The sequence below is a fragment of the Derxia gummosa DSM 723 genome (genome assembly GCF_000482785.1).
Lineage (GTDB): Bacteria > Pseudomonadota > Gammaproteobacteria > Burkholderiales > Burkholderiaceae_E > Derxia > Derxia gummosa.
On record NZ_AXWS01000007.1, the window covers coordinates 149,488 to 165,569 of the forward strand.

The 16,082-nt window shown below is 71.6% G+C and carries 8 protein-coding genes; 4 read left to right on the forward strand and 4 right to left on the reverse strand.

What is annotated here, in order from left to right; translation table 11 throughout:
• Positions 1 to 139 precede the first annotated feature (139 nt).
• Together H566_RS0101860 and H566_RS0101865 are read right to left on the reverse strand one after the other, a co-directional pair.
• Positions 140 to 5,350, reverse strand: coding sequence for a DUF3320 domain-containing protein (locus H566_RS0101860; RefSeq protein ID WP_028310082.1), 5,211 nt, complete (start codon positions 5,348 to 5,350; stop codon positions 140 to 142).
• A 150-nt stretch (positions 5,351 to 5,500) separates the two neighbouring features.
• Positions 5,501 to 6,760 (reverse strand): putative Na+/H+ antiporter, encoded by a 1,260-nt coding sequence (locus H566_RS0101865; RefSeq protein WP_028310083.1) that lies wholly within the window; start codon positions 6,758 to 6,760, stop codon positions 5,501 to 5,503.
• Positions 6,761 to 6,917: 157 nt separating this feature from the next.
• Between H566_RS0101865 and H566_RS29310 the strand changes: the two genes are divergently transcribed.
• A complete protein-coding gene (locus H566_RS29310; RefSeq protein WP_028310084.1) occupies positions 6,918 to 7,124 on the forward strand; it encodes a putative motility protein in 207 nt (68 codons plus the stop codon).
• Between the two features lie 161 nt (positions 7,125 to 7,285).
• Here the strand turns inward: H566_RS29310 and H566_RS0101875 are convergent, their stop codons facing one another.
• Both H566_RS0101875 and H566_RS0101880 read right to left on the reverse strand, forming a co-directional pair.
• A complete protein-coding gene (locus H566_RS0101875) occupies positions 7,286 to 9,031 on the reverse strand; it encodes a PQQ-dependent methanol/ethanol family dehydrogenase (protein WP_028310085.1) in 1,746 nt (581 codons plus the stop codon).
• 328 nt (positions 9,032 to 9,359) lie between these two features.
• Complete coding sequence (locus H566_RS0101880; protein WP_034410293.1) at positions 9,360 to 10,295, reverse strand: cytochrome D1 domain-containing protein; 936 nt, start codon at positions 10,293 to 10,295, stop codon at positions 9,360 to 9,362.
• Between the two features lie 342 nt (positions 10,296 to 10,637).
• On the opposite strand from H566_RS0101880, the gene H566_RS0101885 reads away from it, so the two are divergent.
• The 3 genes from H566_RS0101885 (at position 10,638) to H566_RS22380 (ending at position 16,066) form a co-directional block, all read left to right on the forward strand.
• Positions 10,638 to 11,786, forward strand: coding sequence for a porin (locus H566_RS0101885; RefSeq protein WP_034410296.1), 1,149 nt, complete (start codon positions 10,638 to 10,640; stop codon positions 11,784 to 11,786).
• Positions 11,787 to 12,140: 354 nt separating this feature from the next.
• On the forward strand, positions 12,141 to 14,171 hold the full coding sequence (locus H566_RS0101890) for a site-specific recombinase (protein ID WP_051377862.1): 2,031 nt from the start codon (positions 12,141 to 12,143) through the stop codon (positions 14,169 to 14,171).
• Between the two features lie 227 nt (positions 14,172 to 14,398).
• On the forward strand, positions 14,399 to 16,066 hold the full coding sequence (locus tag H566_RS22380) for a mechanosensitive ion channel family protein (RefSeq protein ID WP_051377864.1): 1,668 nt from the start codon (positions 14,399 to 14,401) through the stop codon (positions 16,064 to 16,066).
• The last annotated feature ends 16 nt before the right edge of the window (positions 16,067 to 16,082 follow it).

Here is a 16,082-nt window from a genome sequence, read left to right on the forward strand (position 1 = left end):
GCCAGCGGCCCGCCCTGCGCGGGCCGTTGTCGTTTCGGGCGACCGGGTTTGGCGAGGAGGCCGGGTTCGGCGGCCGGATCGGACTTTCCAGCCTGGGGACAGCGGCGTTCAGGCGCTTCGTCCGGCGCGGGCCGGAGGATCAGTTCGGCCGGTGGCCGCGTGCGAGCCAGGCGAGTTCGAGCCGGTCGCGCGCGACGGCGTCCGGTTCGTCCAGGCCACAGGCGCGCGCCATCGCCGCGACGGCGGCAACTGGGTCGTTGGCGCCGGCCGCGTCGATCTCGCGCGCGAGAGCGGCAAGCTCGGCATGCGCGATTTCGTCGAGCGGCCTGGCGTCCCCGGGATGGCGGAAGCGGTCGATGCCGCCGCGCCCGGGCCAGACGAAGACGCGCGAGCCCTCGAAGGTGACGGGCCGGTCGGCAAGCAGCACGCGGATGCGCGCGAGCAGGCTGCCACCGTCATCGGACTGGCCACACGCGCGCGCGATGCGGCGTGCGACCACATCCTCGCGCACCGGGCCTTCGCGGCCGACCACGTGCAGCGCCATCGCGCGCAGCTGCTGGTCGTCGTCGACAACCTCGGCGGGCGCCCGCCCGAGGGCCAGCGCGAGACTGACGCGATCGACGGCGCGAAAGCCGTGAGGATCGGCGACGGACCGCAGGCCAAGGACGTGCTCCGGCTCTGGCTCGGGTGACTCTGAAGCGGAAGGCACAACCCTGGCGCACGGCACGGACGCTTCGGGATCGCCGGTTTCAGAAGCGGTCGGAGCTGCGGCGAACGGCCCGATGATGTCGCCGCATTCCATCGGCGTGTCGTCCACGAGCGCGTGTTCCGTCGCGCTGTCATCCGTGAGGGCGATGCCCTCGTCGAGCGCGGCGGCTGACGGCGGGTCTACCGTCACCGCAGTCGCCGCGCGGGCCGGCGTCACGCCCGCCGTCATGACGGGCGAGGCGACTTCAGGCTCCGCGATCAGCTCGGCGATCGGCTCGGCGACTGTTTCCTCGACCGGCGCCGCGATCACCGGGACAGCCGGCTTCGATTCCGACGCCGGCTTCCCTCCGGGTGCCGGCGCGGACGGCAGCACCGACGCTGCCGCGCGGGGTGGCGTCATCTCCATGGCGCCGCGCGCCCGGCGACGCCGGCTCAGCAGCAGCCGCAGTTCGTCGTCGAGCCGGGCGCCGAGCGCGACCGGGTCACGCCAGGCATCGAGCACGGCGACGCGCAGCACGTCCCAGCCAAGATCACGCAGCGTGGCTTCCCGCGCGAGTTCGCGGTCGACGGCAGCGAGCCTGTCGAGCCCCGGCATGTCGTACTCGACGGCGGCCAGTTCGCTCCACGGCCGCTCGGGGTCGGCAACGACGAGCGGTACGCCGCAGCGCGCATCACCCTGCCCCGACCCTTGCCCGACCTGCCAGCCCCGGCCGGAAAGCGCCGCGCTGACCGCCACGGCGAGACCATCGGTCACGGTGCCGTTCGCCGCCGTCGTCGCCGTGGACATCGCCGCGGTCGCAGCCAACGCGCCAGCCTCGGCCGCCCATTCCAGATCGTCGAACAGCAGCCGCAGCTCCGCCGACAACTCCGCGCCGGACGTCCGTCCGCACGCGCCGGCGGCTCCGTCAGGCGTACCGGCACGCCCCGCCTCCGGCTCGCCATTTCGCAGCGCCGGCACCAGCCGCTCTCCGACTTGCGTCGCGCGCATCTGCATCCCGCCCGGCGCGGGCGCGAACACATGGAGCGTGGCGCGGGCCCGGGTGAGCGCGAGATGCAGCCGCGCGACCGCCATGTCGCCCGGCAAACCGTCGCACGCCTCTTCGGGGACGGGATCGCGGGCCACGAGATAGATCACGTCGCGCGCATCGCCGCGGGCGAGATCGGCCAGGTCGCGCACGACCAGCGGCTCGGGCTGGTCATCGGCGAAGAAGGCGTCGAGCGCGGGATCGGCCGCGCGCTCGGCGGCCAGGGCGGCGTCGAGCGCGGCACGCAGGCCGGCATCGGTGGCGATGGCACCGAAGCTCGCGCGGCGGGGTGCGACGACCGCGTCGCCGCCGAAGGCGACGGCGGTGACGGCATCGGCTTCGGCCGCGACGGCGGCGAGCCTCAGCTGGGTGCACAGGCTGCGCGCGACCGCACGCGCGACGCCGTCGGCGTCGAGCCCCGGCGCCAGCCGATGCCACTGGCGCGCGTCGTTCGCGCCGGTGGGTGCGGGCAGCAGCCATTGCGCGCCGATCCGGCCACGCGCGCGGCTGAAGGCGAGCAGCGCGGGATCACGGCTGCGATGGTGGCTGCCGAGCCGGATCACCGGCAGGCCGGCGGTGGCAGCGCCGACGAGCACGAACTGCCGGGCACGGCCCGCAAGGGCGTCGAGCGTCGCGGGCGCGAGGCCGTCGCTCGCATCGGCGATCACGACGTCGAAGACGATCGAGGCCGGCAATGCGCCGTCCAGCGCGTCGGGCGTGGCGAGCAGACAGGGCGTGAGGCGCAGCAACGCCTCGCCGGCATCGGCCAGCAGCGCGGCGATCTCCAGCGGGGCGGCGCCAGTAGGCAGGCCATCGGCCGTGGCCAGCCCGCGCTCGATCTCGCGCCGGATCAGCAGCCATTGCGCGGCGATGCCGGACACGCTCGCCAGGTCCTGCGCGACCACGCTGCCGACGGCGTCATAGCCGGGCAGCACTGTCTCGGCGCGCAGCGCGACGCGCACCCGTTCGCGCGCGGCGAGCCGCAGGCGGTCGTCCAGCGCCCGGTAGTCGCGGCGCGCCGCCTCGTGCGCATTGGCATCGAAGTCGCGCAGCAGCGGATCGGCGGCGATGACGGCATCGACCCAGCCGCGCAGCCAGGCCTGCTCGAACACGGCGGCCGTCGCGTCGGGCGCGAAGCGGCCGGCTTCCAGTGCCTCCACCAGCGGCGCGAGGCCGGCGTCGAGCGCCTCGGCGCGCGCCTCGCGCCAGTCGCACCAGGCGGGCAGGCGCGGCGCGACCGCCGGCAATCGTTGCAGCAGCCCGAGCAGCGCCGGCAGACCGTGCGCCGCGAGCCGTTCATGCACGTCGGGCGCACTGCCGGCGCAGGCGAGAAAGGCGTCGAGCGCGCCGTCGAGCGCGGCCTCGGCCACGAGATGGCCGACACGGGCCGGCGCGATCGCGACGAGCCCGCCCGCCGGATCGGCCGCGATCCGCGCGAAGAAGCCGTCGAGCCGCCGGCGCACATCGTCCTGGCGCGCCGGGCCGCCACCGAGGTCGCGGCAGACGCGGTCGAGCGCACGGAGATGCTCGGCAGCCTGCGCGAGCCGGGCGCCGTCGGTGGCGCCGCCCTGCCATATCCCGGGCAGCGCGGCGTCGAAGGACGCGGGGGCCGCAAGTTCGCGCTCGCAGGCGGCCAGCGCGCGCAGGGCCGCGACCAGGCGGGCCAGCGGATCATCCTCGGCCGAGGTCGCGGGCGCAGCCAGGCGGATCTCCAGGGTCAGTCCGGTTTCCCAGGCGGGCGCGAGCGGCAGGCCATTCGTCACCCCGGCGAGCAGCGCGTGCAGCGCGAGCGCGGCGCGCAACCTCGGCCGGTCGGTGGCGCGGCCGGCCCAGAGGCCGCCGGTCAGATTGCCGAGATTGTCGTAGCCGTCGAGGTCGGCGATGGCGCCGCGCAGCTGCAGCAGTTCGCGCACGCGGCGGTACTGCTCGGCTAGGTCGCGGCCGGCGCGGCCGTCGGCCACGCAGTCGAGTCCGTCATGGTTCCAGTCGCCGCCCGCATGCAGCTCGGCCAGCCGCTGCTGGAACACGAAGCTGGCGCCCAGCACGGCGAGGTCGGTGTCGAAGCCGCGCCACGGACCGTCGGGCAGACGCAGCCGGTCGAGCGTGGCGATGGCCGGTTCGAGGCGCGCGATCTCGGCCAGCAGCGCGAGGTCGGCGCCGGTGTCGGGCGTGGCATCGCCTTCGATCCAGGGCCGCAACTGGTCGGCCACCCGCTTGCGGCGCAGGCCGCGCATCGGCCAGGCGGCTTCGCCGGCGCGCACCCATTCGGCGGCGAGCGCTGCCAGGTCGAGCCGTGCGACCTCGGGCCGGTAGCGCGCCGACAGCCGGGCGCGCAACTCGCGCCAGCGCGCGAGCTGGTCGGCGCCCTGGCCAAGCTGGTCCAGCGTGCGCTCGGGCCAGACCGGGCCGAGCCCGCGCAAGCGGCGGTCTTCCTCGGCGAGCAGGTCGAGACCGGCGCGCGCGGCGCGCATGACCGGTTCAGTCCAGGGCGCGGGCAGCGCGGCCCGGCAGCACGCATGCCGGTCGAGTAAGGCGAGCGCGGCATCGAGCCGGGCGCAGAGCACGGCGGCGCCGGGCGCGAGCGCGAGCCGGGCGTCGATGCCGGCCGGCGGATTGGCGAGCGTCTCGGCCAGCAGGCGCAGACCGCGCCGGGTGGCGGCGTCGAGGCCGAGGGCCGGCAGGTCGACCGCGCGGCGCCAGTCCTGAACGGCATTGGCGGCGGTGTCGATGGCGGCGCGCAGGGCGGCGGCGGCCTGGTCGAGGCCGAGCTGCCATTCGACGCTCCACCGCGCATGGCCGATGAGGTCGAGCAGGGTGTCGTCGGGCGTGGCGGCATTCGCGCCGACGCCCGCGCGCCCGGCGCGCTCGCCAAGGCGGACGGCGAGCGCGCGCAGGCCGGCAAGACGGGCAGCATCGATGTCGTCGGGCGCCGTGCAGGCGAGCACGGGGACGGCGGCCGGGTCGACGGGTTCGGCGGCCGGGGCCGCCAGCACGCGGGCGATCGCCTCGTGCAGCGTCAGCCCGCAGGCGTGGGGCGTGTGCAATCGTGCGACCAGGGCATCGAAGCCCGCGCCGAGGGCGGCGTGCTGCTCGACATCGCGTGCGTGCCGCGCCGGCAACCCGGCCACGCCGCCCAGCCAGGCCGCGCGCAACCGCGCATGCAGCGTCGGCGCCCGGCCATGACGACCGTGCAGCGGCAGCACGAACTGATCGATACCGGCCTCGGCCAGCTTCCAGCCGAGAGCATCGAGACTGGCCTGCGCGGCGCCGACCACGAGCATCCGGCGCCGACCGGCCAGCCCCTGTGCGACGAGATTGGCGATCGTCTGCCGCTTGCCGCTGCCCACGTCGCCGAGCAGCGCGAAGCTGCGCCCGCGCGCCAGCGCGAGCACGGCCCTGCGCTGGTCGGCATCGGCGGGCAAGGGGCAGACGAGTTCGCCGATGCCGGCGGCATCGGGCAGGGGCGCGGCGACAGCCAGACCGGGCGCATCCGCCGGCACATCGTCATCCGCCGGCGGGTCGGCGTCCGGCGCCCCAGCCGCGCCGGACGCGTCGCCGTGGCCGCTGGGCAGGTCGGTCGCGGAGCGGAAGGCGGGCAGATCGGGCAGAGCGGTCATCGTCGGCGCAAGAGGGGAGTGGCGAGCGCGCGAGACGATAAGGCCGCGCTCCTCGCGCGACGGTAAGCCGGATCAACAACCCGCATGACGCGAGAAATCCTTCACGCATCACCCGCCGGGATGAACCGCGGGGCGCCGACCGCCGCCACCTCACAGGAAGCGGAAGGCGCAGATCGCAACCAGCGTCGGCAGCACTGCCGCGAGGAAGAGCGACAGCGGCTGCACCGTGTGATCGCCGAAGCGCTCGCGCAGGATCGACACCGCCGCCGGATTGGGCGCGTTGGCGATGATGGTCAGCCCGCCGCCCGTGACGGCGCCCGCGACCAGCGCGTACTTGAACCCGTCGCTCAGTCCCTCGACCAGCGAGCCGAGATAGGTCAGCGCCGCGTTGTCGGTGATGGCCGTGAGCGCCGTCGCGCCGTAGTACACCTGCCCTTCGCTCAGGCTGGTGAGCAGCGGCTGCAACCACCATTGCTGCTGGCCGCCCAGCACCACGAGGCCGGCGAGGAAGAAGGCCACGAGCAGCCCCTCGCGCAGGATCAGCCGCTCCTGGTGGCGCGCGTACGCGGTCGTGTAGCCCATGAAGAACAGGAACAGCCCCATGAACACCACGGGGTGATGGGCGAACACCACGACGCCCGCGAGGAACAGCAGGTGCACGACCACCACCGGCAGCGGCGCCGCCGCGCCCTGCCCGTCGACCGCCGGCGTGTCGAGCTTCGCCAGCTCGCGGCCGAACAGCATCGCCACGGCCGTCGCGTTCACCACCACCGCGAGCGCCGAGCGCCAGCCGAAGTGCGCGAGCATGTGGGCCGTGTCCCAGCCCCAGGCACTCGCCACCATCAGCACCGGCGGCGCCGCGAAGTGGGTGAGCGTGCCGCCGATCGACACGTTCACGAACAGCACGCCGAGCGTCGCGTACTTGATGCGTTCGCTCACCGCCCCCGTGAAGTAGCGGTCGCGCAGCATCAGCGCCGCCAGCGTCATTGCCGCCGGCTCGGTGATGAAGGAACCGAGCAGCGGCACGAGCGCCAGCGTGAGCCAGTAGTTGGCGACGCCGCCCGACAGCGGCAGCAGCCGCGCCAGCGCGCCGATCACGCCGCGCGCGCAGCCGAGCACCGGCCGCGTGCCCGCCACCACCATGATCGCGAACACGAACATCGGCTCGGTGAAGTTGCGCGACTCCAGATAGCCGATCGCCTCGTGCGAGCCCTCCAGCGCGAAGGTTGCGAGCACCAGCACCATCGCCCAGAAGCCGAACACGATCTCGACCTCGCCGAGCAGATGCCACAGCCCAGCGTGCGCCGGCTGGGCGTGCGCGAGCCGTTCGAAGATCTTGGTTGAAAACGTGTGCACGAGCGCGATCGCGAAGATCGCCGCGCCGATGAGCTGGAGAGGGGTGGGCGCCATGGGTTTCCGGGGTTGCAGGATCGGGCGCGAGCTTACCGGCTGGCATCGGCTTTCCGGCCGCGGCGGCCCGCCGTCCGGCGCGGGATGCTCAAGCGGCGCGGCGGCGGGCCGTCATGCAGCGATGGCGGCGCATTCGGCGCGGCACGGGGAGTCAGACATGAGCATCAGCATCAACACCGGATCGGCAGCGGGACTGGCCAACGTCGGCAGCGACGACAAGGTCGGCATGGCCGTGCTAAAGAAGGCCATCGAGGCCGACGCGAGCACCGTCACGCAACTGGTCGGCAACCTGCCGACGCCTGCCCCGGCCGCCTCGCGCGGACCGGTCGGCTCGCTCGGCCACAACATCGACACCCACGCCTGAGGCCGACGGCGCCGGCCCGCGCCGGCACGTCGCCGGGGCGCGCCAGGGGGCGGCGGCCCGCACGCGGCACATCGCGGAGTCGCGAAAAAAAACGGGCGCCGCAGATACGGCGCCCGTCCGGGGCCTCCGGGTAGGGAGGCCCATCCAAAGCGAAGTCTGGATCAGAGCTTGTCGGCGAGCTTGAACACCCAGACCGAGCCGCCCTGTTCGAGCATGTTGACCTTCTTGGCCACGTCGCCGCCCCACAGCGGGACCGCGCCGCCCCAGCCCGACACGACCGCGACGTACTGCACGCCGTTGTCCATCCAGGTGACCGGGGGCGCCACGACGCCCGAGCCGGTCTGGAACTGCCACAGTTCCTTGCCCGACTTGGCGTCGATCGCCTTCAGGTAGCCCTCGGGCGTGCCATAGAAGACGAGGTCGCCGGCGGTCGTCATCACGCCACCCCACAGCGGGGCGTTGTTCTTGACTTCCCAGACGATCTTGCCGGTCTTGGGATCGACCGCGCGCAGCGCGCCGATGTAGTCGTCGATCGTCTTGATCGTGAAGCCGGCGCCCAGGTAGGCCGCGCCCTTCTTGTAGGCGATCGGCTCGTTCCAGATGTCCATGCCCCACTCGTTGGCCGGCACGTAGAAGTAGCCGGTCTTCGGGCTGTAGGCCATCGGCATCTGGTTCTTGCCGCCGAGGAAGGACGGGGCCGCGAACACGGTGCTGCCCTTGCCGCCTTCGACGGGCGAGCCCGGACGGTTGGCGTCGTTGTAGTTCGGGCGGCCGGTCTTGAGATCGATGCTCGACGCCCAGGTGATCTTCTTCACGAAGGGGAAGGCGTTCTGCAGCTTGCCGTCCTTCGCGTCGATCACGTAGAAGAAGCCGTTGCGGTCGGCCTTGCCGCCGAAGCGCTTGCCGTTGCCCGCGTCGTAGGTGACGAACTCGTTCACACCGTCGAAGTCCCAGCCGTCGTGCGGGGTGGTCTGGTAGTGCCAGACGATCTTGCCGGTCTTGGGTTCGATCGCGAGCGTCGACGACGAGAACAGGTTGTCGCCGGGGCGCAAGTGGCTGTTCCAGGGCGAGGGGTTGCCCGTGCCGAAGAAGAGCAGGTCGAGCTTGGGATCGTAGGTGCCGCCAAGCCAGGTGGCCGCGCCGCCGGTCTTCCACAGGTCGCCAGGCCAGGTGGCGTTGGTCGTGCCGCTGATGCCGTTCTCGACCTTGTTGCCGTCCTTGTCGTAGGTGTAGCCCATGTAGCCTTCGACCGTCGGACGCGTCCAGACGAGGTCGCCGGTCTTGGCGTTGCGGGCTTCGACGCGGCCGACCACGCCGAATTCGCCACCGGACACGCCGGTGATCACGAGGCCGTGGGCGATGATGGGCGCGGCGCTGTTCGAGTAGCCGGCCTGGTAGTCGTCGATCTTTTCCTTCCAGACGACCTTGCCGGTGTCCTGGTCGAGCGCGACGAGCTGGGCGTCGAGCGTGCTGAAGATGACGAGGTTGTCGTACAGGGCGGCGCCGCGGTTGATCACGTCGCAGCAGGGCATGATGCCGTCGGGCAGGCGGTGCTCGTACTTCCAGAGCTTGTGGCCGGTCTTGGCGTCGAGCGCGTAGATGCGCGAGTACGAGGCCGTGACGAACATCTTGCCGTTGTGGATGACGGGCTGAGCTTCCTGGCCGCGCTGCTTCTCGCCGCCGAAGCTGAAACTCCACGCCGGCACCAGGCGCTTCACGTTGCTGGTGTTGACCTGGTTGAGCGTGCTGAAGCGCTGGCCGTCGGGCGTGATGCCCCAGGTGACGACTTGGCTGGTGTTGGCAGCGGCGTTGACGATCATGTCGTCGGTCACGCCGGCATGCGCAGCTGCCGCCGCGCCAAACACGAAACCGGCCGTGATGGCCGCGGAAATCAGGGTCTTGCGCATGTGCTTGCCTCCTCTTGTCGGTGTGGACGTCGTTCTGTTGACGATCGCCCCTCCCTAGGGCAAAGCGCATGCCATCGCTTGCAAGCCTCAAATCAGCTGTTTTTGCAAGGGAAATCCCCCGGTCCCGAAAGCCTCCCGCGAGCGCGGCTGACACACCTGTTGCAGCGTGCAACAGCACGGCCGCCGAGGGTTGCCACATTCACAGGACAGCGCTGGAACAACCCTGACGCTCCCGGCCGCATCCATGAACACCTGGACAGATGCGCGACGGCCGGCGTCGGCACCGCCGACGCGGGGCCAGATCCCGGATCGCCATTCGCGCCGGATATCAGTCGGCGAAAGCGCCCCAGGGCGTCTCGCCCACGGGGATCGTGGCCGCGACCGTGCGCGTCGCGGTATCGATGACCGTCACCTGGTTAGAACGGCCGGCAGCCACGTAGAGCTTCGTGCCGTCGCGGTCGAGGCTCATGTTCCAGGGCCGCTTACCCACCTCGACCGTGGCGACCATCTCGCGCTTCGCCGTGTCGATGAAGCCCACGGTGCCGTCGGCGCCGTTGCTCACGTAGAGCGTCGCGCCGTCAGCCGAGATGGCGAGCCCGTTCGAACGCTTGCCGGCCTTGATCGTGCCGACGGCCTTGAGCGTGCCGACGTCGATGACCGACACCTGGTCAGCCAACTCGCAGGCCACGTAGGCCAGCTTGCCGTCGGGGCTGAAGGCGATGCCGCGCGGCCGCTCACCGACCATGACGCTTGCCACCACCTTCTTCTTCGCCACGTCGATCACGTCGACCTGACGACCATCCTCGGCACCGGTGAACACATAGTGGCCGTCGGGGCTGAACACCGAATGCTCGGGGTTGTCGCCGGGTACCTTGACCTTGGCCACGACCGCGAGCCTGTCGGTATCGACGAAGGCCACCGACTGTGCCTTCTCGACCGCTGCCGCCACCAGCTTGCCGTCCTTCGAGATGTAGACGCCCTCGGGCGATTCGCCTAGCGCGATGCGTGCGACCGGCTCGCGCGTGGCGGTGTCGAGCACCAGCAGCCCGTTCGACTGCATGTCGCTCACATAGATGCGCTTGCCGTCGGGCGAGATCGCGAGGCCACGCGGGCGGCCGCCGACCTTGATGCTCGTCTCGAGCTTTGCTGCGGCGGCATCGATCACGCCGATGCTGCCCGCGCCCTCCTCGGTCACGTACACCTTCGCGGCGCTCGCGCCCCCCGCCATGAGCGCGATCAGCGCCGCCAGTACTGCCTTGTGCATGAAGTCTCCTCAGGGTTCGTCCGGCGCGTTGTGTGTCGCGCCGTGGCGATGTTGCACACCCTTGCAGCCATGCACAGGCCGTGCCCCGTTGCCGTTTGAAACAGTCTGACAATGCGGCAGTGCAGCAAGTCCAGCTGATGACACGCATCAGTCCGCAACAACGGCTTCTTCAGGGTGAGTCCGCACGGCGCAAGCGCTGTCAAACCTGCTCCATCGCGTCACAGCACGGTCCGGACAAACCCGCGTGCGGCACTGCGTTGGCATGTGCGTTGCCACTTGTTACGTCGATCCGGCCGATCACGGACGGACGCAAACAACGCAACTGGAGAGGAGACACCCCCCATGAAGACCCGCGCTTGCAAGCTCGCCCTGGCCCTCGCCGCCCTGCCCGCCCTGGCCCTGCCGCTCGGCGCCCAGGCCGTCGAATTCAAGGCTGGCGACTGGACCCTCGACCTGGGCGGCATCATCAACGCCTACTACACGCCCACCAGCTGCTCGGGCAACCAGAACATCGGCGGCGCGGCGCTCGCGACCAAGGCACTCGGCTGCGGCGGCACCGACGGCCGCACCACCATCGGCAACGGCCTGCTGCCGAACGCGCTCGTCACCAGCGCGAAGACCACGCAGGACGGCATCGACATCGGCGCGACGATCCTCATCGCCGTGCACACCGCCACCAACAACGCCACGGCCGAGAACAACAACGTCGACGTGCGTCGCGCCTTCTTCACGGCCGGCAACGCCGACTCGGGCACCTTCAAGATCGGCCGTGACGGCGGCCTGTACGGCGACGCCGCGATCTTCGGCGACATGACCCTGCTCGGCGCCGGCGCCCCGGTCCAGGCCACGCAGCGCGGCCGCGTCACGCTCGGCCACATCGGCGCGGGCTACAGCTTCCTCGGCTACTACGGCCAGCTCAGCTACCTGTCGCCGTCGGTCAACGGCTTCTCGGTCGAGGGCGGCGTGTTCAGCCCGGTCGACGGCACGGCCAACGGCAGCAAGTCGCCGCAGCTCCAGGTCCGCGGCCTTTACAAGTTCGAAGGCGGCAAGGCCTGGGTGACGGGCAAGACCCAGCGCTTCAAGTCGAACGGCACCGCCGGCTCGGATGACTTCACGATGAACGCGGTCGAAGTGGGCGCCCTCGGCAAGCTCGGCGACTTCGGCCTCATGGCCAACTACCAGGACGGCAAGGGCCTCGGCATCCTGTCGGACGGCGATTCAGGCGACAAGAAGCAGCGCAACTGGATCACCCAGGCCACCTACTCGATCACGCCCAAGCTGACCGCTGGCGTGAGCTACGGCGAAAGCAAGCTGCGCGACGGCACCGGCACCGACCTCGACAAGAACAGCAACATCACGCTGGGCGCGTACTACAAGCTGACCAAGGCGGTGACGGTCGTCGCCGAACTCGGCCAGACCAAGTCGGAAGCCATGAACGGCAACGAAGCCAAGCTGCGCGGTGGCGCGGTCGGCGCGATCCTGTTCTTCTGATCGGCAACGCGGCGCGACGGTCAGGCGGGATCCCGTCGCCGTCGCGCGGCCCGCGGCGAGTGGCTGACGGTTGCTTCATGCGACCGCCCCGGACCACCGCATGCGGCAACGCACGCATCAGTCCGCGACGCGGCGCAAGTCCCGGTGCTCCTGCCGGCGGCTTGCGCCGCGTTGCCTTTTCGGGGCAAGGCCGCCTCGGGCACGAAAGGCCGGCGGCCGGCGTATTGCCCCGCCCAGCCGCAGCCCGAGGCTCCGCGCGGACCGCCCGATGACGCATCCGCTGCCGTAACACTTCCCTCGGCCACGTCGTGCGCCCTAGCCTGCCGGTCCCGCCAACCGACCTCGCAGGGCTCGATGGCTCAAGCCAACAACAACTCCCAGCTGGCGCTGGCGCTCGGCCGCTTTGCCGACCCCACCGCCGATCCCGTCCGACTGTTCGCCGGCCTCGTCGCGGCCGTGCGACCGAGGCGCGCCGACGATGCCGACGAGGCACGCGGGCGCTTCCACCTCCTGCTCGCCACGCTTGAAGCCGAGCCGAACACGCGGCGCCAGGTGCGCGCGCATTTCACCGCGCTGCTCGCCAGCCGCCGGCTCACCAGCTTCTTCGCCGACAGCGGCATCCTGCCCGGCACCGGCTTCTTCACCGAGCTGTGGCGGCTCATCTCCAAGCGCGTGCTGCCCGAACTGCCCGACGAGCAGGAATTCGGCGACGCGATGCGCCAGATCTTCCATCGCCCGCGCGACTGGGAATGGCTCGACGCGCTCGACCGCGCCGAGCTGCTGCGCTTCTGGCGCTGCATCGCGCCTGGCGACGGCATCGGCGAGGCCGAGCGACGCCAGCTCGTCGACGACCTGCTCGACGCCGCGCTGCTGCTCGCCTACCGCATCGGCGGCCTCGGCATCGAACGCGAACTGGCGCCGCTCGCGCCCGAGTTCCGCGACTTCGCGGCGCGCTTCCTCGCGGTGGCGCGCGAGACCCAGCGCTTCGCCGACGGCTTCCGCGCCCATCTCGACGACCCGGCCGCGCCGGTGGAAGACGAACGCCAGCTCGTGGTCATCATCGACCAGTGCCGCGAGGTGCTGAAGCGCGCCCACCGCGTCGCGCGCACCGTCGGCACCAGCACCCACCTGACCCATCTGATGATCCGCGCAGGCCAGAGCCTCGACCGGCTCGACGCGGTGGTGAACCTGCTCGGGGCGCGCTTCCGGCCCGATTCGCGCGAGGCCGCCATCACCGGCTGGGCCGCGATCGCGCACGACACCATCCAGGCGGAGAACCGGCGCGACAGCGTGCGGGCCCACGTCGCCGGCGGCCTCGGCCTGCTCGCGCTGCGCGTGACCGACAACGCGGCCCAGACCGGCGAGCACTACATCGCCGCCACGCGCGACGAGTACTGGGGCATGTGGCGCTCGGCCGCCGGCGCCGGGCTGATCATCGCGGGCATGGCGCTGCTCAAGGTGTTCATGGGCAAGGTCGATGCGTCGCTCGCGGGCCGGGCGCTGATGTACAGCCTCGACTACGGCATCGGCTTCGTCGTCATCTACCTGCTGCACCTCACGGTGGCGACCAAGCAGCCGGCGATGACCGCGCAGACCCTCGTGAGCCAGCTCGGCGAGGTCAGGCGCGGGCGACTCGCGCGGCTCGACGCGGTGGCCGATCTGGTGGCGGGCGTGGTGCGCACCCAGCTCGCCGCCATCCTCGGCAACGTGACGGTGGCGCTGCCCACCGCGATGCTGCTGAGCTGGGGCCTCGGCCTCGCGCTCGGCCATCCGCCGATCGATGCCGGCAAGGCCGCGCATCTGCTCGAAGACCTCGACCCGCTCGGCCTCGCGCTGCCGCATGCGGCGATCGCGGGCGTGTTCCTGTTCTTCTCGGGCGTGCTGTCGGGCTATTTCGACAACAAGGCGCGCATCGAGCGCTTCGGCGCGCGCGTGGCGCGCATCGGCTGGCTGCGCGCGCTGCTCGGCGAAGGCCGCGCCGCGCGCTTCGGCGGTTATCTGGAGGCGCGGCTGGGCGGGATCATGGGCAATCTGCTGTTCGGCTTCATGCTCGGCAGCACGGGCACGGTCGGCGCCATCCTCGGCTGGCCGCTCGACATCCGGCACATCGCCTTCGCCTCGGCCAATCTCGGCTTCGCGCTCGTGGCCTTCGACTTCGCCCTGCCCTGGCAGACGGTGGCGACGGCGGCGGCCGGCGTGCTGCTGATCGGCGCGGTCAACCTCACCGTGAGCTTCTCGCTCGCGCTGTGGATGGCGCTGCGGGCGCGCCAGGTCAGCATCGACGGGCGCCAGCTGCGCGCGCTCGCGGGCGCGCTGTGGCGGCGCTGGCGCGCGGCGCCGCTGCGCTTCTTCGGCGCGCCGCCGCGCACGGCCGGCGGGGAGTGAAGCCAGCCAAGGGCGCGTGGGACTGCATGGGGACGGTGGCGGATCGGTGCTTGCCCCGGCCCCCATCCGCCGCGCTTGGCCCCGTCCCGGGCCGCCGGCCGCATGCGGCTCACCTGCGCAACCGGCACGCGCACCGCCCGCGACCGACCACCGGCGCGCGGGGCGATTGCTCCGCGCCCGGCGCGCGACTACAACCCTCGTGTCGCCACCCCGGAGCCACGCCCGCCATGACCACCCTCCGCCAGCGCCTCGCGCCGGTCCTGCGCCTCGTCCTCCTGCTCGTCGCCCTCGCCGCCCTGCCCATCATGGCGCGCGCCGCCGCCGAGCGCCCCGCCCCGGCCACCGACGCCGCGCCCCCCGCCGAGGCCACGCTGCGCTTCATGAACCGCGACCTCCACACGATGCGCAGCGAGTTCACCGGCGCCGATCCGGCCACGCGCGCCGCGCGCGCCCTGCGCCGGCTCGAGAACCTCGACGACGCCCACCTCGACACGCCCGTCACGCGCGAACCCTTCCTGTGGAACGACCAGCGCGGCGTGACCCTGCGCCTCGGCGACACCACCGCCTTCACCGTGCTCGAACGCGACCTCGACGCCGAAGAAGGCCTGACGCTCGACCAGGCCGTCGAGCGCGCCGAGGAACGCCTGCGCGACGCGATCCGCGCCCGCGTCGAGATGACGCGCGGCGCCAGCCTCGTGCGCGGCCTGCTCGCCTCGCTGCTCGCAAGCGCCATCGCGGTCGTGCTGCTGTGGTTCCTGATGCAGGCCACGAAACGCGCGATCCGCCCGCTGCACCGGCTGATCGAGACCCGCATCGCGCGCCGCCAGCTGCTCGGCATCGACTGGTCCGAACATGCCTTCCGCGTGCTGGTCCGGCTCGCGCAAGCGTTTGCAATCGTGGTCGGCGCGAGCATCGCCTATTCGTGGATCGCCTTCGTGCTGGGCCGCTTCGCGGTGACGGCGCCGCTCGGCTCGAAGATGGCCGACTTCGTCGCCGACCTGCTCGGCCGCTTCGGCTCGGGCGTGCTGGAAGCGATCCCGGGCCTCGTGACGATCGCCTTCATCCTGTTCGTCGCGCGCGGCGTGGTGGGCGCGATCAACAGCATCTTCGACGGTGTGACGCGCGGACGCTTCCAGGTACCCGGCCTGCACCCGGAAACCTCGAATGCCACGCGCCGCATCCTCGTGGTCGTGACCTGGGCGCTCGCCTTCACGCTCGTCTATCCCTACATCCCGGGCTCGAACAGCGAGGTGTTCAAGGGCCTGTCGGTGCTGTTCGGCTTCATGCTCACGCTCGGCTCGTCGGGCATCGTGGGCCAGCTCATGAGCGGACTCGTGCTCGTGTACTCGCGCGCGCTGCGCATCGGCGATTTCGTGACCGTGGGCGACACCGACGGCGTGGTGAAGGAGATGGGCGTGCTGTCGGTCAAGCTCGTCAACATCCGCAACGAGGAGATCACCATCCCCAACAACGTGATGGTCGCCAGCTCGGTGCGCAACTACAGCAAGCTCGCGGGCCAGCAGGGCACGCTCATCTCGACCAAGGTGACGATCGGCTATGACGCACCGTGGCGCCAGGTGCATGCGCTGCTCAAGCGCGCGGCCGCCGCCACCGAGGGCTTGCGCCGCGAGCCGGAGCCCTTCGTGTACCAGCGCGCCTTGCAGGACTTCTACGTCGAGTACGAACTGTTCGCGCACATCGACGTTCCGATCCGCCGCGTGCCGGTGCTGAGCCAGCTGCACGCGGCGATCCAGGACGAGTTCAACACGGCGGGCGTGCAGATCATGTCGCCGCATTTCATGGAGCAGCCGGCCGAGGCCATCCTCGTGCCGAAGGCGCGCTGGCACGAAGGCACGGCGCGCAACGATGCGGGCGCCGCGCGTCCGGCGGCGTGAGGCGACGAGCGCCGGC